General features: G+C 67.4%; 23 protein-coding genes. 16 read left to right on the plus strand and 7 right to left on the minus strand.

Annotated features, from left to right (window positions below):
- Window positions 1–62: 62 nt before the first annotated feature.
- Genes ACSQ9E_RS30860 through purE form a run of 3 tightly spaced genes read right to left on the minus strand, consistent with a single transcriptional unit; the run spans window position 63 to window position 2,762 of the window.
- On the minus strand, window positions 63–1,079 hold the full coding sequence (locus ACSQ9E_RS30860; protein ID WP_436180052.1) for an L-threonylcarbamoyladenylate synthase: 1,017 nt from the start codon (window positions 1,077–1,079) through the stop codon (window positions 63–65).
- Window positions 1,080–1,098: 19 nt separating this feature from the next.
- Window positions 1,099–2,268 carry a 5-(carboxyamino)imidazole ribonucleotide synthase gene (locus tag ACSQ9E_RS30865; protein ID WP_436180051.1) on the minus strand — a complete coding sequence of 390 codons (1,170 nt, stop codon included), beginning with the start codon at window positions 2,266–2,268 and terminating at the stop codon, window positions 1,099–1,101.
- On the minus strand, window positions 2,265–2,762 hold the full coding sequence (gene purE, locus ACSQ9E_RS30870) for a 5-(carboxyamino)imidazole ribonucleotide mutase (RefSeq protein ID WP_057200768.1): 498 nt from the start codon (window positions 2,760–2,762) through the stop codon (window positions 2,265–2,267). The genes ACSQ9E_RS30865 and purE overlap by 4 nt, the downstream gene beginning before the upstream one ends.
- Before the next feature lie 154 nt (window positions 2,763–2,916).
- On the opposite strand from purE, the gene trxA reads away from it, so the two are divergent.
- Window positions 2,917–3,822, plus strand: a complete 906-nt coding sequence (trxA, locus tag ACSQ9E_RS30875; protein ID WP_057200769.1) for a thioredoxin — start codon at window positions 2,917–2,919, stop codon at window positions 3,820–3,822.
- A 62-nt stretch (window positions 3,823–3,884) separates the two neighbouring features.
- Here trxA and ACSQ9E_RS30880 read toward each other — a convergent pair whose 3' ends face one another.
- On the minus strand, window positions 3,885–4,805 hold the full coding sequence (locus ACSQ9E_RS30880) for a phosphoribosylaminoimidazolesuccinocarboxamide synthase (protein WP_007857537.1): 921 nt from the start codon (window positions 4,803–4,805) through the stop codon (window positions 3,885–3,887).
- Window positions 4,806–5,009: 204 nt separating this feature from the next.
- Between ACSQ9E_RS30880 and ACSQ9E_RS30885 the strand changes: the two genes are divergently transcribed.
- The 4 genes from ACSQ9E_RS30885 to hprK all read left to right on the plus strand — a co-directional run bounded on the left by ACSQ9E_RS30885 (window position 5,010) and on the right by hprK (window position 8,377).
- A complete protein-coding gene (locus tag ACSQ9E_RS30885; RefSeq protein ID WP_057200770.1) occupies window positions 5,010–6,245 on the plus strand; it encodes an MFS transporter in 1,236 nt (411 codons plus the stop codon).
- A 231-nt stretch (window positions 6,246–6,476) separates the two neighbouring features.
- Entirely contained in the window at window positions 6,477–6,812 is a 336-nt protein-coding gene (gene hpf, locus ACSQ9E_RS30890; RefSeq protein WP_007857535.1) for a ribosome hibernation-promoting factor, HPF/YfiA family, read from the plus strand.
- 108 nt (window positions 6,813–6,920) lie between these two features.
- Window positions 6,921–7,388 carry a PTS sugar transporter subunit IIA gene (locus ACSQ9E_RS30895; protein ID WP_007857534.1) on the plus strand — a complete coding sequence of 156 codons (468 nt, stop codon included), beginning with the start codon at window positions 6,921–6,923 and terminating at the stop codon, window positions 7,386–7,388.
- 32 nt (window positions 7,389–7,420) lie between these two features.
- On the plus strand, window positions 7,421–8,377 hold the full coding sequence (gene hprK, locus ACSQ9E_RS30900) for an HPr(Ser) kinase/phosphatase (protein WP_057200772.1): 957 nt from the start codon (window positions 7,421–7,423) through the stop codon (window positions 8,375–8,377).
- A 30-nt stretch (window positions 8,378–8,407) separates the two neighbouring features.
- Here hprK and fur read toward each other — a convergent pair whose 3' ends face one another.
- The gene (gene fur, locus ACSQ9E_RS30905; protein WP_057200773.1) at window positions 8,408–8,830 is read right to left on the minus strand and encodes a ferric iron uptake transcriptional regulator; all 423 of its coding nucleotides are present in this window, start codon (window positions 8,828–8,830) and stop codon (window positions 8,408–8,410) included.
- 85 nt (window positions 8,831–8,915) lie between these two features.
- Here fur and ACSQ9E_RS30910 point away from each other — a divergent pair, with 85 nt between their 5' ends.
- The 6 genes from ACSQ9E_RS30910 to ACSQ9E_RS30935 all read left to right on the plus strand — a co-directional run bounded on the left by ACSQ9E_RS30910 (window position 8,916) and on the right by ACSQ9E_RS30935 (window position 14,875).
- Complete coding sequence (locus ACSQ9E_RS30910) at window positions 8,916–9,488, plus strand: outer membrane protein assembly factor BamE (RefSeq protein ID WP_057267248.1); 573 nt, start codon at window positions 8,916–8,918, stop codon at window positions 9,486–9,488.
- An 81-nt stretch (window positions 9,489–9,569) separates the two neighbouring features.
- Window positions 9,570–10,400, plus strand: coding sequence for a 4-hydroxy-tetrahydrodipicolinate reductase (gene dapB, locus ACSQ9E_RS30915; protein ID WP_082608066.1), 831 nt, complete (start codon window positions 9,570–9,572; stop codon window positions 10,398–10,400).
- Between the two features lie 21 nt (window positions 10,401–10,421).
- The gene (locus ACSQ9E_RS30920) at window positions 10,422–11,123 is read left to right on the plus strand and encodes a MotA/TolQ/ExbB proton channel family protein (RefSeq protein ID WP_057200775.1); all 702 of its coding nucleotides are present in this window, start codon (window positions 10,422–10,424) and stop codon (window positions 11,121–11,123) included.
- Window positions 11,120–11,560: an ExbD/TolR family protein gene (locus tag ACSQ9E_RS30925; protein WP_057200776.1), complete on the plus strand. Its 441-nt coding sequence runs from the start codon at window positions 11,120–11,122 to the stop codon at window positions 11,558–11,560. The genes ACSQ9E_RS30920 and ACSQ9E_RS30925 overlap by 4 nt, the downstream gene beginning before the upstream one ends.
- A gap of 100 nt (window positions 11,561–11,660) precedes the next feature.
- Window positions 11,661–14,372 carry a leucine--tRNA ligase gene (gene leuS / locus ACSQ9E_RS30930; protein WP_436180050.1) on the plus strand — a complete coding sequence of 904 codons (2,712 nt, stop codon included), beginning with the start codon at window positions 11,661–11,663 and terminating at the stop codon, window positions 14,370–14,372.
- A gap of 5 nt (window positions 14,373–14,377) precedes the next feature.
- The gene (locus tag ACSQ9E_RS30935) at window positions 14,378–14,875 is read left to right on the plus strand and encodes an LPS-assembly lipoprotein LptE (protein WP_057200846.1); all 498 of its coding nucleotides are present in this window, start codon (window positions 14,378–14,380) and stop codon (window positions 14,873–14,875) included.
- Window positions 14,876–14,877: 2 nt separating this feature from the next.
- Here the strand turns inward: ACSQ9E_RS30935 and rocF are convergent, their stop codons facing one another.
- Window positions 14,878–15,831, minus strand: a complete 954-nt coding sequence (rocF, locus tag ACSQ9E_RS30940) for an arginase (protein ID WP_436220019.1) — start codon at window positions 15,829–15,831, stop codon at window positions 14,878–14,880.
- Window positions 15,832–16,068: 237 nt separating this feature from the next.
- Between rocF and holA the strand changes: the two genes are divergently transcribed.
- Window positions 16,069–17,124, plus strand: a complete 1,056-nt coding sequence (holA, locus tag ACSQ9E_RS30945; protein WP_057267250.1) for a DNA polymerase III subunit delta — start codon at window positions 16,069–16,071, stop codon at window positions 17,122–17,124.
- An 18-nt stretch (window positions 17,125–17,142) separates the two neighbouring features.
- On the opposite strand, the gene ACSQ9E_RS30950 is transcribed toward holA, so the two are convergent.
- Window positions 17,143–17,424 (minus strand): hypothetical protein, encoded by a 282-nt coding sequence (locus ACSQ9E_RS30950; RefSeq protein ID WP_057267251.1) that lies wholly within the window; start codon window positions 17,422–17,424, stop codon window positions 17,143–17,145.
- 282 nt (window positions 17,425–17,706) lie between these two features.
- Here ACSQ9E_RS30950 and ACSQ9E_RS30955 point away from each other — a divergent pair, with 282 nt between their 5' ends.
- The 4 genes from ACSQ9E_RS30955 (at window position 17,707) to ACSQ9E_RS30970 (ending at window position 23,659) form a co-directional block, all read left to right on the plus strand.
- Entirely contained in the window at window positions 17,707–19,266 is a 1,560-nt protein-coding gene (locus tag ACSQ9E_RS30955; RefSeq protein WP_436220020.1) for an RCC1 domain-containing protein, read from the plus strand.
- 115 nt (window positions 19,267–19,381) lie between these two features.
- On the plus strand, window positions 19,382–20,662 hold the full coding sequence (locus ACSQ9E_RS30960) for a glutamate-5-semialdehyde dehydrogenase (protein WP_436220021.1): 1,281 nt from the start codon (window positions 19,382–19,384) through the stop codon (window positions 20,660–20,662).
- Window positions 20,663–20,731: 69 nt separating this feature from the next.
- A complete protein-coding gene (trkA, locus tag ACSQ9E_RS30965) occupies window positions 20,732–22,186 on the plus strand; it encodes a Trk system potassium transporter TrkA (RefSeq protein WP_057205277.1) in 1,455 nt (484 codons plus the stop codon).
- 6 nt (window positions 22,187–22,192) lie between these two features.
- A complete protein-coding gene (locus ACSQ9E_RS30970; RefSeq protein WP_057267253.1) occupies window positions 22,193–23,659 on the plus strand; it encodes a TrkH family potassium uptake protein in 1,467 nt (488 codons plus the stop codon).
- The last annotated feature ends 11 nt before the right edge of the window (window positions 23,660–23,670 follow it).

The following is a 23,670-nucleotide window of genomic DNA, read 5'->3' on the forward strand; positions in this document are numbered from 1 at the left end:
TTAGTTTAACGACGCCATGTCAAGGCATGTAAAGCATTGTCACACTGCGGGCATATTGGTATTCAGGCGGCTGCTGCACGCTGCAAGCGGTCCCGCACGCCTTCCCACTCCGGGGTGGCGGGCGGGGTCTCGATCCAGATCAGTTTGACACCCTCGTCGTCGAAGCCGCGCAGAACCGCAAAAAGCTGCTGGGCTGTGGCCGTCGCGTCATCGGGCATGCGGCGCATGACCAGTTTGGACGAGCGGGTGCGCAGCGCCGCGCGGGCATAGATGGCCATGTGGGCCGCATCGGCACCCAGCAGGTCCAGGCCCGTCTGCAGGGCCTTGGCGTCCATCAGGCGCACCTTGGCGTTCGGGGCGTAGTGGGCCTCCAGCGTGCCCGAGGCGCGCGGGGTGTGCTCAGGCAGGTCTTCCTTGGACAGCGGAGCGATGCCGCAGGCGCGGGTGATCTGCGCGCGCGTGATGGCCCCCGGGCGCAGCAGCACCGGCGTGCCGCGCGTGCAGTCGACAATGGTCGATTCGATGCCCACGGGGCAAGGGCCGCCATCGAGCACCAGCAGGTCCTCGCCCAACTCGTCGGCGACATGCTGGGCGGTGGTAGGGCTCACGCGGCCAAAGCGGTTGGCGCTGGGGGCGGCCACCCCCCACACCGGCGGACCACCCAGGTCACTGTCGTCGCCCGATGCGGCGCAGGCGGCCAGCAGGGCGTGGGCGACAGGGTGGGCCGGGCAGCGCAGGCCCACGCTGTCCTGGCCGCCGGTGGCGGCTGTGGCCACGCCGTCGCGGCGCGGCAGGATCAGGGTCAGGGGCCCGGGCCAGAATGCCTGTACCAGGGCCTGTGCAAAGGCCGGCACTTCGCTCGCGAAATGGTCGATGCCCGAGGCATCGGCCACATGCACGATCAGCGGGTGGTCGCTGGGCCGGCCCTTGGCCGCGAAGATCTGCGCCACGGCCGCATCGCTGCTGGCATCGGCTGCCAGGCCGTACACCGTCTCGGTGGGCAGGCCCAGCAGGGCGCCGCTGCGCACCGTACGGGCGGCGGCGGCAATGGATTCGGGCTGAGTGCCGTCGAGGATCATGGAATGCGGTCCGACCGGGTCAGAAGGGCGCAATGCCCAGCAGGGCCGCAGCCTTGAGGGCGGTGGCGCGTGCCGCATCGGCACTGTCTGCCGTGATGTTCAGGTGCCCCATCTTGCGCCCGGGCTTGGCTTCGCGCTTGCCGTACAGGTGCAGGTGGGTGCCGGGCAGGGCCAGCACCTCGGCCCAGGGCGGGGTCTGCCCGCTGCCGTCGGCGGCAAACCACAGGTCGCCCAGCAGGTTGAGCATGACCGCCGGGCTGTGCTGGCGCGGCTGCGTGAGCGGCAGGCCGGCCATCGTGCGCACCTGCAATTCGAACTGCGAGACATCGCAGGCGTTCTGGCTGTAGTGGCCGCTGTTGTGCGGGCGCGGGGCGATCTCGTTGACCACCAGAGCGCCGTCCTGCAGCACGAAGAACTCCACGCACAGCACGCCCACGTACGACAGGCCGGTGGCAATCGAGATGGCGCCCGCGATGGCCTGGCGTGCCAGGTCGTCGGGCAGGTTGCCGGCATGCACCTCGGTCACGGCCAGGATGCCGTCGCGGTGCAGGTTGCGCTGCACCGGCAGGTGCACGCAGGCGCCGTCGGCCCCGCGCGCGACGATGACCGAGCATTCGAGCGCCAGCGGCAGCATCTTTTCGAGCACGCAGGCCACCTGGCCCACGGAATCCCAGGCGGCCGCGAGTTCGGCCGCAGTCTTCACCCGCACCTGGCCCTTGCCGTCGTAGCCCATGCGCGCGGTCTTGAGGATTCCGGGCAACAGGTCGGCTTGGACGGCCGCCAGTTGCGCGGCCGTCTCGATCACCGCATAGGGCGCGCACGGCACGCCGCAGCGCACGAAATGGGCCTTTTCCTGTGCGCGGTCCTGCGCCACGGCCACGGCACCCGCAGCGGGCGACACGGGGCGCAGCGCGCCCAGGGCCGCAAGGGCGGTGGCGGGCACGTTCTCGAATTCGGTGGTCACCGCATCGGCCACGCGGGCCAGCTCGGCCAGGCCAGCCGCGTCTTCGTAACCCGTTTCAATGTGGTGGTGGCTCACCAGCCCGGCGGGGCTGGTGGGGTCGGCATCGAGCACGGCGGTGAAGTAGCCCATGGCCTGGGCCGTGTGCACGAACATGCGGCCGAGTTGGCCGCCGCCAAGGACGCCCAGGGTCGATCCTGGAAGGAGGGGGGCAGACAGCGTGGTCATGCAGTAGCGGGGGGCAGGGTCATGTTGCGCGCCACTTCGGTCTGCTCGGCACGGAAGGCTTCCAGGCGCTGGCGCAGTTCGGGGCTCTCGCTGGCCAGCAGGGCCACCGCGAACAGGGCCGCGTTGGCGGCGCCGGCCGTGCCGATGGCGAAGGTCGCCACGGGGATGCCCTTGGGCATCTGCACGATACTGTGCAACGAGTCCACGCCCTGCAGGTGGCGGCTGGCCACCGGCACGCCCAGCACGGGCACGGTGGTCTTGGCGGCGATCATGCCGGGCAGGTGGGCGGCACCCCCGGCACCGGCGATGATGGCCTTGAGGCCCCGGCCGACGGCGGCTTCGGCATAGGCGAACATGTCGTCGGGCATGCGGTGCGCCGACACCACGCGTGCCTCGTGGGAAATGCCGAATTGCTCAAGAATCTGCACTGCATGCTGCATGGTCTCCCAGTCGCTGCTGGAGCCCATGACCACGCCGATCTGGATGGGTTTCATGGTGTGTGTGGGGGCGCTGCGGCGGACTCGGGTCTGCTTCGGCGCTGTAGGTGGAACCCCCGATTTTACGATTTGCGATGGCCCCCCTGCCATGGGGTTGTTTCAATGCGCCAAAATAGCGCCAACTTGCTTCACCGGCCCTGGGCCCCCGACCATGATTGATGTCACCGTAGAAAATTTTGAAGCCGAGGTGATTGCCGCCTCGATGGAAGTGCCTGTGCTGGTGGATTTCTGGGCGCCCTGGTGTGGCCCCTGCAAGTCGCTGGGTCCGGTGCTGGAGAAGCTGGAGACCGAGTACGACGGCCGCTTCAAGCTGGCCAAGATCGACTCCGACCAGGAGCAGCAACTGGCTGGCATGTTCGGCATTCGCAGCATTCCCACCTGCGTGCTGCTCATGAACGGCCAGCCCGTGGACGGCTTCATGGGGGCCCTGCCCGAGGGCCAGGTGCGCGAGTTCCTCGACAAGCACCTGCCCACCGCCGAAGTCCTGGAAGCCGAGGAGCAGGAGGAAGAAGCCCTGGACGCCCTGGCCGAAGGCGACACCGACACGGCGCTGGAGAAGCTGCAGCACGCGGTGGCCACCGACCCGGGCAACGACGACGCCCGCTTCGACTACGTCAAGCTGCTGCTGCAACTGGGCCGTGACGACGACGCCAAGGTGGCCTTTGCTCCGGTGATCGCCAAGGCCCCCAATTCGCGCAAGATCGCCGCGCTCAAGGTCTGGATGGATGCCATCGATGCGGTGCTGACCAGCGAAGGCGCGGGCGACACTGCCGCGTTCGACGCGAAGATTGCCGCCAACAAGCGCGACTTCGATGCCCGCCTGGCACAGGCGCGCTGGCTCATCACCGAGCAGCGCTGGACCGACGCCATGGACGAACTGCTGGAGATCCTCATGCGCGACAAGGCCTGGGGCGAGGAGGTGGCGCGCAAGACCTACGTCGCCATCCTGGAGATCATCGAGCAGCCCAAGGCCAAGGTGGCCGATGGCCAGATCCCGCCGGACGATCCGGTGGTGGCCACCTACCGCCGCCGCCTGTCGAGCGTCGTGCTCAGCTGACCAGCGCCCCCCCATGCAAAAAGGCTCCCTCGGGAGCCTTTTTCGTTGCCGTGACCAGGGAATCAGCCGACCAGGCGTTCCAGCGCCTCGCGGTACTTGGCCGCGGTCTTTTCAATCACTTCGCGCGGCAGGCGCGGCGAGGGTGGGGTCTTGTCCCAGGGCTTGCCGTTGACCTGGGCCTGTTCCAGCCAGTCGCGCACGAACTGCTTGTCGTAGCTCGGCGGGTTCTGGCCAGCTGCGAGCGCCGCTTCATAGCCTTCCACGGGCCAGTAACGCGAGCTGTCGGGCGTGAGCACCTCGTCCATCAGCACCAAGGTGCCGTCGGGCGCGAGGCCGAATTCGAATTTCGTGTCGGCAATGATCATGCCCTTGGTGAGCGCGATCTCGGCGGCGGCCTGGTAGATGGCGATGCTCAGGTCGCGGATCTGCGTGGCCAGGGGCAGGCCGATCATCTCCACGGTGCGCTCGAAGGTGATGTTCTCATCGTGCTCGCCCGCTGCGGCCTTGGCGGCCGGGGTGTAGATGGGCGCGGGCAGCTTGGCCGCGTTGGTCAGGCCTTCTGGCAGAGGCACGCCACAGACCGAGCGCGACTCCTGGTATTCCTTCCAGCCACTGCCGGCCAGGTAGCCGCGCACCACCGCCTCGACCGGAATGGGTTGCAGGCGCTGCACCAGCATCGAGCGGCCGCGGATCTGCGGCGCCTCGGCCGGGGTGACCACGCTCTCGGGGGCGTCGCCGGTCAGGTGGTTGGGGCAGATGTGGCCGAGCTTGTCGAACCAGAACAGCGCCATCTGCGTGAGCAGCTCGCCCTTGCCGGGGATGGGTTCGCCCATGATCACGTCGAAGGCCGAGAGGCGGTCGCTGGCCACCATCAGGATGCGGTCGTCGCCCACGGCGTAGTTGTCGCGCACCTTGCCGCGTGCGAGCAGGGGCAGCGAGGTCAGGGCAGAGGTGTGCAGGGCGTTGGAGCTGGGCTGGGTCATGGTGTCGGTATGGGGCAGTCGGTGTCCGCTGCAGTCAGGCCTGGGGAAGGGGAGGGCGCGCACCCGCGCGGCCACGTTCTCTGTACAACAAGCCGATTTTACGCGCCGGGGCGGGTGCTGCGGCCGGGCAGGGGCTTGTGGGGGTCCCCGAGGGGCGGCACACTGCCGGGCTTGCTTTCACCATGCCCTTGCCGGCCACCCCCTGTGCCCACTTCCCATCCCCTCACTCCCCGCCGCGAACTGTGGCTGCTGCTGACCCTGGCGGGCGTGCAGTTCACCCACATCCTGGATTTCATGATCATGATGCCGCTGGGCCCGCAGCTCACGCGCATTTTTTCCATCAGCGACGCGCAGTTCGGCCTGCTGGTATCGGCGTACACGCTGTCGGCCGGTGTCTCGGGGCTGTTGGCCTCCACCTACATCGACCGCTTTGGCCGCAAGCGGCTGCTGCTGGCGCTGTACGCGCTGTTCGGCCTGGCCACGCTGGCCTGCGGCCTGGCGCCCACCTACGCCACGCTGATGGTGGCGCGCGTGCTGGCCGGCATGTTCGGCGGCGTGCTCTCGGCCCTGTGCCAGACTGTCGTGGCCGATGTCGTTCCCTTCGAACGGCGCGGGCGGGCGATGGGCATCGTGATGACCTCGTTCTCGGTGTCCACGGTGGCCGGGGTGCCGCTGGGGCTGGTGTTCGCCGAGTACGGAGGCTGGCACATGCCCTTCTTCGCCATCGCCGCCATGTGCCTGCTGCTGCTGGTGTTTGCCGCGCGTACGCTGCCCACCATGAACGCCCATCTGGCCGCAGGCCAGCAGCGCACGGCGCTGGGCGGCATCGCCGAGGTGCTGCGGGACGCCAACCACCGGCGGGCCTTCGTGTTCTCGGGCCTGCTGATGTTCACGGGCTTCACGGTGATCCCCTACATCACTATCTACATGCAGGCCAATGCCGGCGTGCGCACCGACCAGGTGCCATTGATCTACCTGTGCGGCGGGGTGGTGACGCTGTTCACGGCACGCCTGTTCGGGCGCCTGACGGATGCGCGCGGCAAGGTGGCCACCTTCCGCTGGCTGGCCCTGGCGGTCGGGCCCTGCCTGCTGGGCATCACGCTGGTGCACGGGGTGCCGCTGTGGACCGTGCTGATCGTGTCCACGCTGATGTTTGCCTTCATGAGCGGGCGCATGATTCCGGGCATGGCCATCATCACCTCGGCCGCCAATCCGCAACTGCGCGGCACATTCATGACGCTCAATGCCTCGGTGCAGTCTGCTGCCATGGGGGTGGCGTCACTGGTGGGGGGTGTGCTGATCAGCCGCGATGCCCAGGGGCTGGTGCAGGGCTACTGGATGGCCGCTGTGGTGGGCACCGTTGCCAGCGTGCTGTCGATCATGGTGGTGGGGCGGCTGGTGCTGCATGGCGCAGCGCCGGTGACTGCAGCCAAGGCTTGAGTCGCGAGGCGAAAGGGGGAGGTGCTCCCCCGCCAACTCAGCCATTGTGCGCCCTTTTCGGGCCGCTGGCACCTTGGCCGGCATAACCCAGCGGGCAGGGGCGGTATGGGATTGCATTTCGATGACAGCAGGGGCATAGTGAACCCGTCAATGGATGCATCCAAGTTCGCCGGGCCGCACCTCTGATCCAGGGCGGCATTTGTTCCACCGAGAGCCACAGGAGACTTATTTATGAACTTGACGATCAGCGGTCACCACCTCGAAGTTACCCCAGCCCTGCGCAGTTATGTGACCACTAAGCTGGACCGGATCAATCGCCATTTCGACCAGGTAGTAGATGTCAAGGTGCTGCTGACAGTAGAGAAGCAAAAGGAAAAGGAAAAGCGCCAGCGAGCGGAATGCAATATCCATGTGAAGGGCAACGACCTGTTTGCCGAAAGCTCCCACTCCGACCTGTATGCTGCGGTCGATGAGCTGGTCGACAAGATGGACCGCCAGGTGGTGCGCCACAAGGACCGCTTGCAGGACCACCACCACGAAGCTGCCAAGCGCGAAATGCACGCCTGAGCGTTGCATTGCGGGCCACAGCAACCGCCCTTGGAGGCGGTTTTTTTGTGGCCCCTTGTAAATTGCTCAGGGTTTTTGCCAATATGTGCATAATTGTTACCTCTGACCATGAACCGACTCGCCTCCATCCTGCCTCCCGCCCAAGTGCTCGTGAGCGTGGACTCCACCAGCAAGAAGCGTGCTTTTGAAGAGGCGGGTCTGCTGTTCGAGAGCCAGCACGGGCTCTCGCGTGCCCTGATCACCGACAGCCTGTTTGCGCGCGAGCGCCTGGGCTCCACGGGCCTGGGCCACGGTGTGGCCATCCCGCACGGCCGCATCAAGGGCCTCAAGGCCCCGATGGCCGCCGTGTTCCAGCTGGCCCATCCCATCGGCTTCGACGCCCCCGACGAAATGCCGGTGGCGCTGCTGATCTTTCTGCTGGTACCCGAGGCGGCGACCCAGAAGCACCTGGAAATCCTCTCGGAGATCGCCGAACTGCTCAGCGACTCGGTCCTGCGCGAAAAGCTCAAGGCCAGCACCGATGCGGCCGAACTGCACGGCATGATTGCCGGCTGGCAGTCCACCCAGGCCGCCTGAGCCGAGCCGGCATCGCGCACCCGCCTTCTGCCGTGAAGCCCAATGTTGTCAGCGCCGATGTCCTGTTCGAGGAATTCCGCGGCCCCCTGAAATGGGAATGGGTCGCGGGCCTCGGCGCTTCAGAACGCCGCTTTGACGAAGTCGCCGTGCGCTCTGCGCGCTCGGGCGCCGACCTGGTCGGCTACCTCAATTACATCCACCCCTACCGGGTACAGATCCTCGGTGAGCGCGAAATCGCGTACCTGAGCAGCGCCTCGCCCGACGACTGCAAGCGCCGCATCGCCCGCATCGTGACGCTGGAGCCGCCGGTGCTGGTGCTGGCCGATAGCCAGACCGCGCCCGATGCGCTGGTATCGATGTGCGAACGTGCGCAGATCCCGATGTTCTCCACGCACGAGTCCTCGGCCTTCGTGATCGACGTGCTGCGGGCCTACCTGTCCAAGCACTTTGCCGACCGCACCACGATGCACGGCGTGTTCATGGACATCCTGGGCCTGGGCGTGATGATCACGGGTGAGTCGGGCCTGGGCAAGAGCGAACTCGGCCTGGAGCTGATCTCGCGCGGCAACGGCCTGGTGGCCGACGATGCGGTGGACCTGTTTCGCATCAACCAGACCACCATCGAGGGCAAGTGCCCCGAGCTGCTGCAGAACCTGCTCGAAGTGCGCGGCATCGGCCTCCTGGACATCCGCGCCATCTTTGGCGAGACGGCCGTGCGCCGCAAGATGCGCCTCAAACTCATCGTGCACCTGGTGCGCAAGGAGACGCTGGAGCGCGACTACGAGCGTCTGCCCTACGAGCCACTCACCCAGGACGTGCTTGGCGTGCCTGTGCTCAAGGTGGTGATCCAGGTGGTGGCCGGCCGCAACATCGCCGTGCTGGTGGAAGCCGCCGTGCGCAACACCATCCTGCAGTTGCGCGGGATCGATACCTACCAGGAATTCGTGGAGCGCCATCGCCGCGCCATGGAGCGCGATACCGGAGGCTGAAGCCAGGCGCGGCCCGCAGGGCTGCGGACTTCAGGCGTTCTTGCTGGCGCAGGCGGCGCACTGGCCGTACAGCGCCATGGTGTGGTCCTGCACCAGCCAGCCCTTGGCCTTGGCCACGATCTGCTGGCGCTTTTCGATCTCGGGGTCGTAGAACTCTTCCACCTTGCCGCAGGACGTGCACACGAAATGGTCGTGGTGCTGTCCCTCGTTGAGCTCATACACCGCCTTGCCGCTCTCGAAGTTGCTGCGGATCAGGATGCCCGCCTGCTCGAACTGCGTGAGCACGCGGTACACGGTGGCCAGGCCGATGTCCGAGCGCTCTTCCAGCAGCACGCGGAACACGTCTTCCGCCGTCATGTGGCGCTGTGCGCCTTTCTGGAAGATCTCCATGATCTTCAGGCGGGGCAGGGTTGCCTTGAGGCCGGTGCTTTTGAGTTCGTCGATGTTGGTCATGGATTGGTCCTGGTTGCCGGTGGCCCGGGAAGGGGAGAGAGGCTGCCGCTACAATGGTTTGATCATATCCTCTGCTCTTTCCCTCATGCCAGTCAAAGCCCGTATCAATGCCCGCCTGGGCTGGATCCTGTTGGTGGGTGCCGCTGTCGGTACCCTGGCAGGGTGCGGCAGCCTGGACGGCGCCAGCCGCCGCCTGGCCACCGTGGTCACGCCGTACAAGATCGACGTCGTGCAGGGCAATTTCGTCTCGCGCGAACAGGTCGAGGCCTTGAAGCCCGGCATGAGCCGCCAGCAGGTGCGTGAAATCCTGGGCACGCCCCTGGTGACCAGCCTGTTCCATTCCAACCGCTGGGAGTATGTCTTCACCCTGAAGAAACCATCGGCCGAGCTGCAGACCCGCAAGCTCACGGTGTTCTTCGAGGGCGACGTGCTGGCCCGCTCGGAAGGCGACGAGATGCCGTCGGAGGCTGAATTCGTCGCTTCGCTGGACGGCGGCCGCACCGGCAAGGGCAAGGTGCCGGTGCTGGAAGCCACGCCGGACCAGCTGTCGCGCTATCCCGCGCGCAAAGCCGAAACCCCTGCCGAAAAGGCTGCCGACGCAGCACCGCAGGAACTCGCGCCGGCGCGCTACCCGCCCCTTGAGGCGCCTGGGCGCTGAGCGTCCAGCCAGCCCCCTGCGGGCTTTTTGATGGATTGACATGGGTCTGCGGACCCCCTTTTTTGCGATACCAGGAAACACATGCCAGGGAACACATCGACTGCCTCCACCCCCGTGCGCGTGGCCGTGGCCGGCGCTTCGGGCCGCATGGGCCGCATGCTCATCGAGGCCCTGCGTGCCACCGATGACTGCGTGCTCGCCGGCGCACTGGACGTGGCCGCCAGTCCCGGCATCGGCTCGGACGCCACCGCCTTCCTCGGCCATGCCAGCGGCGTGGCCATCACCTCCGACCTGCGGGTGGGCCTGCAGAACGCCGACGTCCTGATCGACTTCACCCGCCCCGAAGGCACCTTGGCCCATCTGGCCGCGTGCGCCGAACTGGGCGTGAAGATGGTCATCGGGACCACCGGTTTCTCCGACGAGCAGAAGGTCGAGATCGCGGCCCTGGCGCAGCGCACGGCCGTGGTCATGGCGCCCAACATGAGCGTCGGCGTCAACGTCACGCTCAAGCTGCTGGAGATGGCCGCCAAGGCCATGGCCATCGGCTACGACATCGAGATCATCGAAGCCCACCACCGCCACAAGGTGGATGCGCCCTCGGGCACCGCGCTCAAGATGGGCGAGGTCATCGCCGAAGCCATGGGCCGGGACCTCAAGGAATGCGCCGTCTACGCCCGCGAAGGCATCACCGGCGAGCGCGATCCTTCCTCCATCGGCTTTGCCGCCATCCGTGGCGGCGACATCGTGGGCGACCACACCGTGCTGTTCGCCGGCATCGGCGAGCGCATCGAGATCACGCACAAATCGTCCAGCCGCACCACCTATGCCCAGGGCAGCCTGCGCGCCGTGCGCTACCTGGCCGCGCACAAGACCGGGTTGCACGACATGTTCGACGTGCTCAACCTGAAGTAAACAAACAGGCTGTTCAAGCGCATGGATGCACTCCATTGGTGGCGCCAGGGCGATGCGGTCACGCAGGCCACCGCCCTGGTGCTGCTGTGCATGTCCGTCGCCAGCTGGGTGGTGATCGTCTGGAAGCTGCGCCTGCTGCGCCGCGCCAGTGCCGACGTGGCGCGCTGCGTGGCTGCGGTCTGGCAGGCCCCCTCGCTGCAGGACGCCGCGCTGCGCCTGCAGACTTTCGACCGGCTGGCCCTGGTGCTGCCCATGGTGCAGGCCGTGAACACCGTGGCCGACCAGGCATCCCCGGCAGCGCTGGCTTCCATGGGCAGCCTGTCCCAGCGCCTGACGCGCGTGCTGCGCGACGCACTGCACGCGGTGTTGGGCCGCCTGCAGTTCGGCCAGGTGCTGCTGGCCACCGTGGGCTCCACCGCGCCGTTCGTGGGCTTGCTGGGTACGGTGTGGGGCATCTACCATGCACTCTCGGCCATGGCCGGCGCCGGGCAGATCACCATCGACCGCGTGGCCGGTCCGGTGGGTGAAGCCCTGGTCATGACCGCCGCCGGCCTGGCCGTGGCCATTCCGGCCGTGTTGGCCTACAACGTCTGTGGGCGCCTGATCGGGCGCATCGAAGCCGACCTCGAAGGCTTAGCGCGCGACCTGCGCGAGCTGCGCATCGATACCGCAGCCGGTGGCACCCCGCAGGGCGGGCTTTTCCGTCCGGGAGGCGGGGAATGAGCTTCGGCCGGTTGGAGCGCAGCCAGGGCTCGGCGCCCATGAGTGACATCAACATGACCCCGCTGGTCGATGTGATGCTGGTGCTGGTGGTGATCTTCATCCTCACCGCGCCGCTCATGGCCAGCGCCATCCGCCTGGACCTGCCGCGCGCCGATGGCGCCGCGCCGGGCGCCCCCGCCAGGGCCCTCACGCTGGTGGTGGACCGCACCGGCCAGGCCTACCTCGATGACCAGCCGCTGGCGCAGGCCGCGCTGGCCGAGCGCCTGCAGCGCATCGGCGCTGCAGAGCCCGACACCGAAGTACAGCTGCGCGCCGACACCGCCGTGCCCTATGGCCGCATCGTCGAGATCATGGGGGCGGCCCATGCGGCCGGCCTGCAGCGCATCGGCTTCGTGGCCGATCCACAGGCGGCTGCCACGGCCCCGAAAAACCCCTGAAAGCCGGCTGGCAGGGCATGCGCGCAGGGTGGTGCGCCCGACAGCCTAAAATCCGCGCAGCGCAGTCCTGTGGCTGCACCCCATTCTGACCCGAGCCTCCATGCAAGACAAATACTCTCCCCAAGAGGTTGAGCGCGCCGCGCAAGACCACTGGACCGCCCGCGATGCCTACCGCGTGACGGAAGACGCGAACAAGAAGAAGTTCTACGCCTGCTCGATGCTGCCCTACCCCAGCGGCAAGCTGCACATGGGCCATGTGCGCAACTACACCATCAACGACATGCTCACGCGCTACCTGCGCATGAACGGCCACAACGTGCTCATGCCCATGGGCTGGGACGCCTTCGGCCTGCCGGCCGAGAACGCGGCGCTCAAGAACGGCGTGCCGCCCGCCAAGTGGACGTACGAGAACATCGCGTACATGAAAAAGCAGATGCAGGCCATGGGCCTGGCCATCGACTGGTCGCGCGAGGTCGCCACCTGCGACCCCGAGTACTACCGCTGGAACCAGTGGCTGTTCCTGAAGATGCTGGACAAGGGCATTGCCTACCGCAAGACCCAGGTCGTGAACTGGGACCCGGTGGACCAGACCGTGCTGGCCAACGAGCAGGTCATCGACGGCAAGGGCTGGCGCACCGGCGCCACGGTGGAAAAGCGCGAGATCCCCGGCTACTACCTCAAGATCACCGACTACGCCGAAGAACTGCTGGACTTCGTGACCGGCGACAAGCTGCCTGGCTGGCCCGAGCGCGTCAAGCTCATGCAGGAGAACTGGATCGGCAAGAGCGAAGGCGTGCGCTTCGCCTTCCCGCACGACATCCGCGGTGACGACGGCGCGCTGATCGGCGATGGCCGCATGTACGTCTTCACCACGCGTGCCGACACCATCATGGGCGTGAGCTTCTGCGCCGTGGCGCCCGAGCACCCGCTGGCGGCCCATGCGGCGCGCAACAACCCCACGCTCGCAGCCTTCATCGAGGAATGCAAGAGCGGCGGCACCACCGAGGCCGAGCTGGCCACGCAGGAAAAGAAGGGCCAGCCCACCGGCCTGTTCGTGACCCACCCCATCACCGACGAGCAGATTCCGGTGTGGGTGGGCAACTACGTGCTCATGGGCTATGGCGACGGTGCCGTGATGGGCGTGCCCGCGCACGACGAGCGCGACTTCGCCTTCGCCCTCAAGTACGACCTGGAAATCAAGCAGGTGGTGCTGGTGGACGGCGAGCACTTCGACTACCACCAGTGGAACGACTGGTACGGCGACAAGCAGCGCGGCGTGACCATCAACTCCGACAGCTTCAGCGGCATGGGCTACAAGGAGGCTGTGGCCGCCGTGGCCCACGCCCTGCATGCCAAGGGCCTGGGCGAGACCAAGACCACCTGGCGCCTGCGCGACTGGGGCGTTTCGCGCCAGCGCTACTGGGGCACGCCCATCCCCATCATCCATTGCGAAGAGCATGGCGCCGTGCCCGTGCCCGAGAAGGACCTGCCGGTGGTGCTGCCCACCGACTGCGTGCCCGACGGCTCGGGCAACCCGCTGCACAAGCACGAGGGCTTTCATGCCGGCGTGGTCTGCCCCGTCTGCGGCAAGGCCGCGCGGCGCGAGACCGACACCATGGACACCTTCGTGGACAGCTCGTGGTACTTCATGCGCTACTGCGACCCGAAGAATGCCGACGCCATGGTGGCCGACGGCACGGCCTACTGGATGCGCGACCAGCAGGTTGCCACCGGTGGCAGCGGCATGGACCAGTACATCGGCGGCATCGAGCACGCCATCCTGCACTTGCTCTACGCGCGCTTCTGGACCAAGGTCATGCGCGACCTGGGGCTGGTGACGGTCGACGAGCCCTTCACCAAGCTGCTCACGCAAGGCATGGTGCTCAACCACATCTACTCGCGCCGCACCGACAAGGGCGGCAAGGAGTATTTCTGGCCGCACGACGTCGAGCACCTGCACGACGAGGCAGGCAAGATCATCGGCGCGAAGCTGGTGAATGCCGTGGGCGACCTGCCCGTGGGCACGGCCATCGACTACGAGGGCGTGGGCACCATGTCCAAGTCCAAGAACAACGGTGTCGATCCGCAGGACCTGATCGAGAAGTACGGCGCCGACACGGCCCGCCTGTACACCATGTTCACGGCCCCGCCCGAAGCCACGCTGGAGTGGAACGATGCCGCCGTGGAAGGCAGCTACCGCTTCCTGCGCCGGGTGTGGAACTTTGGCTTCAAGCTCGCCGCCATCGACCGCGATGCGGCACTGGCCAGCGTGGCCGGTGCCAGCAGCCTGGCCGACGTGCAGTTCGGCAAGGAGGCCAAGGCCCTGCGCCTGGAGATCCACAGCGTGCTCAAGCAGGTGGACTACGACTACCAGCGCATGCAGTACAACACGGTGGTCTCGGGCGCGATGAAGATGATCAACGCGCTGGAGGACTTCAAGGCCACCGACTCGGCCGGCGCCCAGGTGGCATTGATTGAGGGCTTCGGCATCCTGCTGCGCAGCCTGTACCCCGCCACGCCCCACATCGCTCACACGCTGTGGACCACGCTGGGCTATGCCGGTGCGCTCGGCGAGCTGCTCGATGCGCCCTGGCCCCAGGTGGATGCCAGTGCGCTGGTGCAGGACGAGATCGAGCTCATGCTCCAGGTCAACGGCAAGCTGCGTGGCTCCATCCTCGTGCCGGCCCAGGCCGACAAGGCCGAGATCGAACGCCTGGCGCTGGCCAGCGAGGCCTTCATCGCCCAGGCCGCCGGTGCCGCGCCCAAGCGCGTGATCGTGGTGCCGGGGCGCCTGGTGAACGTGGTGGTATGACCATGATGAACAAGCGCACCCTGCTCCTGCTGGCACCTGCCGCCTTGCTCACGGCCTGCGGCTTCCGCCTGCGCGGTGTGCCCGAGTTCACATTCGATACGCTGTTCATCGCCGCGCCTCCCAGCTCGACGCTGGCGCGCGAACTGCAGCGTACGCTGGATGGGTCCGGCTCCAAGCTCACGGTGCTGCGCGACATGGCCGACCTGCCCAAGGCCCAGGTCGGGCTGGAGTTGTTGTCCGAGCAGCGCGAGCGCGTGGTCGTGGGGCAGAACGCCTCGGGCCAGGTGCGCGAGCTGCAGCTGCGGCTGCGCGTGAAGTTTCGCGTGCGCAGCTCCACCGGCGCCGAACTCCTGCCCGAGACCGAGCTGCTGCAACAGCGCGACATCAGCTACAACGAAACCATCGCCCTGGCCAAGGAGGCCGAAGAGGCGCTGCTGTATCGCAACATGCAGACCGACATCGTGCAGCAGTTGCTGCGCCGGCTCGCAGTCGTCAAGCGCTGAAGTTATTTCAGCGGGGGCACGCGCATCAGCGTGCTCTTGCCGAACAGTGATTCGACCAGGTCCACGGCCGCCTCCGCCGTCTGGTTGCGCACATCCAGGGCCGGGTTCAGTTCCATGATGTCCAGCGAGGCCAGGCGGCCGCTGTCGGCGATCATCTCCATGCACAGCTGGGCCTCGCGGTAGGTCGGGCCGCCGGGCACGGTGGTGCCCACGCCGGGGGCGATGGCCGGGTCCAGGAAGTCCACGTCGAAGCTCACGTGCAGGTGGGACTGGTCGTCCATGCCGGCCAGGGCCTGCTGCATGGCCTGGCGCATGCCGATCTCGTCGATGGCGCGCATGTCGAACACCTCCAGCCCCTGTTCGTGCACCAGGCGCTTTTCACCGGCGTCGACACTGCGGATGCCGATCTGGCGCACCTGCTGCGGCCGCAGGGCCGGGCCGCCGCCGGGCATGTCGGCCAGGCCGGTGAGCTCGGGCGGGCCCAGACCGCACAGGCAGGCCACGGGCATGCCGTGCACATTGCCGCTCGGGGTCAGGGCGCTGGTGTTGAAGTCGGCATGGGCGTCGAGCCAGAGCACGCGCAGCGTCTTGCCTGTGTCGGCGCAGTGGCGTGCCACCGCACTGATGCTGCCCAGGCCCAGGCAATGGTCGCCACCCAGCAGAATCGGCAGGCGTCCCTGCTGCAACTCGGCATACACCGCGTCGAACACCAACCGGTTCCACTGCACCACCTCGGGCAGGTGGCGGTAGCCATCCACTGGCGGCTGCCAGGGGTTGGCCGGGCCGTTCAGGTTGCCGCGGTCCACCACCTGCAGATCGTGCCGTTCCAGGGCAGCCTGCAGGCCTGCCACGCGCAAGGCTTCGGGGCCCATGGAGGCACCTCGTGCGCCGGCACCGATGTCGGTGGGGGCGCCGATCAGGCTGGCTGCAAGGTGCGGGGCAGGGGAGATGGTCATGCGAAAAGGCCTTTGTGGGGTGGTGATCAGGCAAGCCATTGCGGCACGGATAGCGCCGCAGCATTGCGGACCGTTATTGTGGGTCTGAGTACGCGCAATGGAAAGCCAGAGGCCTGCGCAATTCTTGCAGTAAACCGCTCAATTTGCAGGTGCCTACTGGCAGTTTGCGTAGTGTGATGGGTGCATCCCTTCATGGGAAGGTGCGGCGCGCACTCCGGGAGCGATAGACTTTGCCCCATGCAAGTCGCCCTGGCCCAACTCTCCACCCACCTCCAACGGGCCTTGTCGCCACTGTATGTCCTGCATGGCGACGAGGCCCTGCTGCAACAGGAGGCGGCTGACGCCATCCGCGCCACGGCGCGCACCCAGGGCTACACCGAGCGCAGCTCCTACACGGTAGCGGGTGCCCACTTTGACTGGAGCGCCGTGCTGGCTGCGGGCGGCTCGCTGAGCCTGTTTGCCGACAAGCAGATCGTGGAGATCCGCGTGCCCTCGGGCAAGCCTGGCAAGGATGGCAGCGTGGCGCTGCAGCAGATTGCCGAGGCCGCCAAGGGCAACGACAGCACGCTCACGCTGGTGATGCTGCCGCGCCTGGACAAGGCCACCCGCACCGGCGCCTGGTTCGCCGCGCTGGAGGGCAACGGCACCTCGATCCAGATCGACCCCATCGAGCGCGGCGTGCTGCCGCAGTGGATCGCCCAGCGCCTGGCCACCCAGGGCCAGCGCGTGGTGGCGGGCGAAGAAGGCCAGCGCACGCTGCAGTTCTTTGCCGACCGGGTCGAGGGCAACCTGCTCGCCGCGCACCAGGAGATCCAGAAGCTGGCGCTGCTGCACCCGCCTGGCGAGCTCACGCAGGCGCAGGTGGAGGCCGCCGTGCTCAACGTGGCGCGCTACGACGTGTTCAAGCTGTCCGAATCGGTGCTGGCCGGGCACACCGGGCGCGTGCAGCGCATGCTCGACGGCCTGCAGGCCGAAGGCGAGGCCGAGGTGCTGGTGCACTGGGCCCTGGCCGAAGACATCCGCGCCCTCAAGCGTGTGAAAGATGCGATGAACGCCGGCCGCCCCCTGCCCATGGCCCTGCGCGAGAACCGCATCTGGGGCCCCAAGGAGCGCCTGTTCGAGCGCATCCTGCCCAAGGCCAGCGATGCGGCGCTGGCACGCCTGCTGCAATCGGCCCACACCGTGGACGGCATCGTCAAGGGCCTGAAGTCGCCCGACTGGCCCACCGATGGCTGGCAGGCCCTGCAGCGCCTGGCGCTGCAGCTGTGCAAGCTCACCAGCGCGGCCCGCTGACAGGTTGATCAGCGGGGCTCAGCGCGCGTCCAGCGTGACTCGCGCCTTGTCCACCCACATCTGCAGATTGGCCACCAGGTCCTTCTGGCTGAATGAGCAGCTCTCTTCGGAGAACAGCGCGCTCGATTCGAGCCGGTCCAGCAGGTTCAGCAGCACCTCGCTGTAGCGCGGCGGCAGCGCCGCCAGCAATTGCGCCTGTCCGCGCGCCAGGTCGCTCAAGGACGCTGCACTGGCCGCGCCCTCGCTGAAACGCGCCAGGGCGCCTTGCAATGTGGTGAGTTGATCGTGTTCTGCAGCCATGCCCCAAGTATCGGCGAAAGGACCTGGCGACCCGGCGCCGGCACGACCGTGCGTTTTTCCGTACAGGGTTCGTGCACAAGTTCACGCCTGCCCCGCCGGCCTGTTCCGTACACCATTGTTTGCAAAGCCGGCCGTCGGCAGACTCGCAGCCAGGCGGGTCGCAGCCCGGCATCTCGGGGATGGAATGGCTGCAACACCGCTGGTTCATGGAGCCCTTGCAGGCTCTGAACGGTGATTCCATTTTCTTTTTTATTCTTATCGAGGGAACCGATGAAGTATCTGATGACGAAGAAGTCTTTGCGCACTGCCGCTGCCCTGGGTGCTGCCGCGCTGTGCTCCGCTTTCGTGATGACCTCCGCCCAGGCCGTGCAGCCTGCCATTTCCATGGGCTATGACCATGCCCTGGTCCTGCGTGCGGATGGCACGGTCTGGGCCTGGGGCTACAACGGCGGCGGGCAACTGGGCCTTGGCAATTCCAGCACCCGCACGGTGCCCACGCAGATCCCCACGCTGCAGAACGTGGTCCAGGTGGTGGCTCGGGGCTCGTTCTCGATGGCGCTCAAGGCCGATGGCACCGTCTGGGCCTGGGGCGACAACTCCGGTGGCCGCACCGGCGGCAGTGGCACCAGTGTGCCGGTGCAGATCAACGGCCTGTCGAACATCGTCAGCATCAATGCCGGGACCAACACGGCGGCGGCCTTTGCAACCGACGTGTCTGGCCAGGTCTTTGCGTGGGGGAGCAACAGCACGGCGCAACTGGGAACGGGCCAGACCAGTGGCGGCGGCAACCCCGTGCCCCGCCTGGTGGCCGGCGCGCACGGCGCTGTGGCGGTGAGCGCATCGGACGCAGCCGTGCTCGCGCTGCGCCAGGACGGCAAGGTGGTCGCCTGGGGATCCAACGGCAACAAGGCACTGGCCCCTGTTGCCGGGACCGCCACGGCCCCGGTCGTGATCGACGCCCTGGGCTCCGTGCAGGCCGTGGCCTCGACCTCCATCAACATCGCCGGTCAGTACTACGCCCTCAAGAGCGACGGCACCGTCGCCGTCTGGGGCCAGGCATCGACCAACGCCCCCTACTGCGGCCAGAAGGGCATCCAAAATGGAGGCTATGCGCTGATCGACATCTCGCCCATCCAGGGTCTGGCGCGCATCCAGCAGATCGAGCCCGGCGACGGCCACACCCTGTTCGTCGATGCCGATGGCGCCGTGCATGCCTGCGGCGTCAACAGCGCCGGCCAGCTTGGCGATGGCACCCTGGTGAACCCCTCGACCGAAGTACCCAAGATCGCGCACATTGCGGGCCTGCCGCCCGTGGTTGCAGCAGCGGCGGGGTCTGCGATCTCTGGCGTGATTGGAACGGACGGCAGCGTCTGGATCTGGGGCAAAGGCACCAACCTGGGCGGCACCGACAAAACTACCGCCCCCGTGCGGGTGATGCAGGCCAACGGGGCGGCGTTCGATGCGGGCCGGGTGGGGGACGCCACCGGCACCTTCTCCGGCGGGCAGACCGGCCCCCTGAGCAATGTGACGGTGGATGTGGGCGCCACGGTCTCGACACTGCACCGCGGCAAGACGGGCCGCGTCTACGTGGCAGCGCTGGCGGGATCGACCGTGCTGTTCCTGGGCCCCAATGGCTGGGCGCCCTACACCGGCGGAGCCTTTCCTGCCTACTTGTCGGGTGCGCTGCCGCGCACGGTCCCTGTGCGCATTGCCTCGGGCCTGAACTTCAGCGGGCTGGAGGGTGTGCAGCTGGTGGTGGGTTACGGTGTGGGTGACGATGCCACGGCCGCAGCGGAGATGGTCCGTGCGGGCCGCTACCAGGTCGTCCATACGCTGAACTGACCCCCTTGAGCCGGTGCGGGTGTCGGCGCGGGGCGCGGCAACCGCCCGGGAGCATGGCCCGCATGCCCTGCCCCTGGGTGCGCAGGGGCAGGGCGCTTCTGCGAGAATCGGGGCCATGAACGCGCTCAACGTGGCTGAATACACGCACACCCTCGGATCCCAGGCCAAGGCCGCCTCCGCCCTCATGGCGCGCGCGCCTGCGGCCGTCAAGAACAAGGCCCTGCGGTCCCTGGCACGCCTGCTGCGCGAGCACACCGCCGCACTGCAGGTGGACAACGCCCGCGACCTGGAGCGCGCCCGCGCCGCGGGCCTGGCCGAACCCCTGGTCGACCGCCTCACACTCACGCCCAAGGTGCTCGACACCTGCGCCGAAGGCTGCGAACAGCTGGCCGCCATGGCCGACGTGATCGGCGAGATCATCGGCATGAAGCAGCAGCCCAGCGGCATCCGCGTGGGCCAGATGCGCGTGCCCATCGGCGTGTTCGGCATGATCTACGAGAGCCGTCCCAACGTGACCATCGAGGCCGCCAGCCTCTCCATCAAGAGCGGCAACGCCTGCATCCTGCGCGGCGGCTCGGAAGCCATCGATTCCAACAAGGCGCTGGCGCGCCTGGTGCAGCTGGCGCTGGCCGAGGCCGGCCTGCCGCAGGACGCGGTGCAGCTGGTGCAGACCACCGACCGCGAGGCCGTGGGCCAGCTCATCACCATGCCGCAGTTCGTGGACGTGATCATCCCGCGCGGTGGCAAGGGCCTGATCGAGCGCATCAGCCGCGATGCCAAGGTGCCCGTCATCAAGCACCTGGACGGCAATTGCCACACCTACGTGGACGACCCCTGCGACGTGGCCATGGCCGTCAAGGTGGCCGACAACGCCAAGACGCAGAAATACAGCCCCTGCAATGCCAGCGAAGGCCTGCTGGTCGCGCGCGGCGTGGCGCCCGAGTTCCTGCCGTTGATTGGCGCTGTGTACGCCGCCAAGGGTGTGGAGATGCGCGTCTGCCCCGAGAGCCGCACCCTGCTGGCCTCGGTGGCCGGCGCCAAGCTGGTCGATGCCACCGAGCAGGACTGGTCCGAGGAGTACCTGGCGCCGATCATCAGCATCAAGGTGGTGGAGGGTGTGGACGAAGCGATCGCGCACATCAACCACTATTCGTCGCACCATACCGACGCCATCCTGACCACTAATCACGTCCACGCCCAGCGCTTCCTGCGCGAGGTGGACTCGGCCAGTGTGATGGTCAACACCAGCACCCGCTTTGCCGATGGGTTCGAGTTCGGGCTGGGTGCCGAGATCGGCATCAGCACCGACAAGTTCCATGCCCGTGGTCCCGTGGGCATCGAAGGCCTGACTTCGCTCAAGTACGTTGTACTGGGCGAGGGCGAGGTGCGCAGTTGATGCTCGGCTTTGACTGCCGCTTGCGGCAGCTGGCTTGACGCGCCTGTCGCCTGTACCCATCATCCTCCCGTGAAAATCATCATCCTGGGTGCCGGCCGTGTCGGCCACAGCGTGGCCGAGAGCCTGGTGTCGGAACGCAACGACATCACCGTCATCGACACCGACGCCGAGCGCCTGCGTGACCTGGAGTCGCGCTTTGACCTGCGCGGCGTGGTGGGCAACGGCATCGACCCGGCCGTGCTGGCCGAGGCCGGCGCGCACGACACCGACCTGCTGATCGCCTGTGCCGCGCAGGACGAGACCAACCTGGTGTGCTGCAAGATCGCGCAGATCGTGTTCAACATCCCCACGCGCATCGCGCGCGTGCGCTCCTCGGGGTTCGACAACGACGAGCGGCTGGTGGGCCCCGAAGGCTTTGCGGTGGACCGCATCATCTGCCCCGAAGAATCGCTCACCCGCTACATCGGCAAGCTCATCGAGTACCCCGAGGCCATGCAGGTGCGCGAGTTCGCGGGCGGTCGGGCCTGCCTGGCCTCGGTGCGCGCGCGGACCGGGGCTCCCATGGTGGGCCACACCATTGCCGAACTGCGTGCCGGCGCACCCGACGTGGCGGTGCGCATTGTGGCCATCTACCGGCGCTTTCCCGACGAGCCCGACCGCTTCGTGGCCTGCGACGGCAACACGCGCATCGAGCCGGGCGACGAGGTGTTCGTGCTCGCAGCCAGCGAGCACATCGCGTACGTGCTCGCCGCATTGCACCGGCGTGGGGCGACGGCCGTGCAGCCTGTGCGCCGCATCATGATCGCCGGCGGCGGGCGCGTGGGCCTGCGCCTGGCGCGCCAGCTGGCGAAACAGGCCGGGCGCTTTCGCGTGAAAATTGTCGAAGGCGACATGCCGCGCTGCACCGAGCTGGCGTCCCTGCTGCCTTCGGACACGCTGGTGCTGCAGGGCGACGCCACCGATGAGGACCTGCTGGGCGACGAGAACATCGAAGAGATTGACCTCTTCCTGGCGCTCACCGACGATGACGAAAACAACATCATGTCCTGCCTGCTGGCCAAGCGCATGGGTGCGCGCCGGGTACTGGCGCTGATCAACCGGCGCAGCTACGCCGACCTGATGCATGGCACGCAGATCGACATTGCGCTGTCGCCCGCGCAGGCCATGCTCGGCGAGTTGCTGGCCTATGTGCGCCAAGGCGATGTGCAGGCCGTGCACAGCCTGCGCCGGGGTGTGGCCGAGGCGCTGGAGATCGTCGCGCGTGGCGACCGCAAGAGCTCGCGCGTGGTGGGCCGCATGGTCGGCGAACTGCAGTTGCCCGGCGAGGTGCACATGGGCCTCATCGTGCGCGGCCTGCCCGATTCGCCCGGTGTCTCGCCCGAGGACCTGCGCGAGCCCCAGGTCATCATCCCGCGCAGCTCCACGGTGATCGAGAGCAACGACCACGTGGTGTTCTTCCTGCCACACAAGCGATTGGTGCGCGAGGTGGAAAAGCTGTTCCGTGTGAGCGCCACCTTTTTCTGACGCGCCATGGTGGACCTGTTTCCCGTCCTGCGCGTGCTGGGCATCCTGGCCATGATCTTCTCGCTGACCATGGGGCTGCCGCTGGCGGTCTCGCTGTGGATGCGCGATGGCATCTGGCAGGTGTACCCACAGGCCATGGGCGCCACCTTCATGGCCGGTGCCTGGCTCTGGTGGCGCCTGCGCCACTTTCGCCATGAGCTGCAGCCGCGCCACGGGGTCATGCTGGTGTCGCTGGTCTGGATGCTGCTGCCACTGGCCGCAGCCCTGCCGCTGATGCTGGCGGGGCACTATATCGGGCGCCCCATGTCGTTCACGCACGCCTATTTCGAGGCCGTGTCGGGCCTGACCACGAGCGGCTCCACGGTGCTCAGCGGGCTCGACACGCTGCCGGTGTCGGTCAACGTGTGGCGCACCTTCCTGCAGTGGGTGGGGGGCATGGGCATCCTGATCCTGGCGGTGGCCGTGCTGCCCCTGCTGGGCGTAGGCGGCAGCCAGCTTTTCAAGGCCGAGGCCGCCGGCCCGCTCAAGGATGCCAAGCTCACGCCGCGCATGACCGGCACGGCCAAGGGCCTGTGGGGGGTGTATGCGCTGTTCTCCGTGTCCTGCGGTCTGGCCTACTGGCTCGCCGGCATGGCGCCGCTGGACGCGCTGATGCACATGTTCACCACGGTGAGCCTGGGCGGCCTGTCTTCTTACGATGCCAGCTTCGGGCACTTCCAGTCGCCGCTGCTCGAAGCCATCTGCATCTTTTTCATGCTGGTTGCCAGCTGCAACTTTGCGCTGTACTTCGTGGCCTTTCGCAAGGGGCACTGGCGCGGCTTCTGGGCAGATCCGGAGCTGCGTGCCACGCTGTTCGCGCTGATCGGCGGCGGGCTGGTGGTGTCACTGCTGCTCTGGGCCAAGGGGGTGTACGCGCCGCTCGATGCCCTGCGCCATGGCATGTTCAACACCATCTCGCTGGCCACCACCACCGGCTACGCCACGGTGGACTACCTGGCCTGGCCGGTGTTCGCGCCCGTGTCCATGCTGCTGCTGTCGGGTGTGGCCACCAGCGCCGGCTCGACCGGCGGCGGGATCAAGATGGTGCGCATGCTGATCCTGGTCAAGCAGGCGCGCCGCGAGATGAACCGTTTGGTGCACCCGCGTGCCGTGCAGCCGGTGTGCCTGGGCGGCGGCGTGGTGGACAACCGCGTGATCTTCTCCGTGCTGGCCTTCATGCTGGTGTACGGTGGCACGGTCTTCGGGCTGAGCATGCTGCTGCTGCTGACCGACCTGGACCCGGTGACCGCGTTTTCGGCGGTGCTGGCCAGTGTCAACTGCGCGGGGCCGGGTCTGGGCGGCGTGGGGCCGGCAGGGAATTTTGCGGTGCTCACCGACTTCCAGATCTGGGTCTGCACTTTTGCCATGCTGCTCGGGCGGCTGGAGATCCTGAGCTTTCTGGCGCTGCTCACTCCCTCGTTCTGGCGGCGCTGAAAGAAAGCGGC

The sequence above is a fragment of the Acidovorax sp. LjRoot118 genome (assembly GCF_964253575.1).
GTDB lineage: Bacteria > Pseudomonadota > Gammaproteobacteria > Burkholderiales > Burkholderiaceae_C > Acidovorax.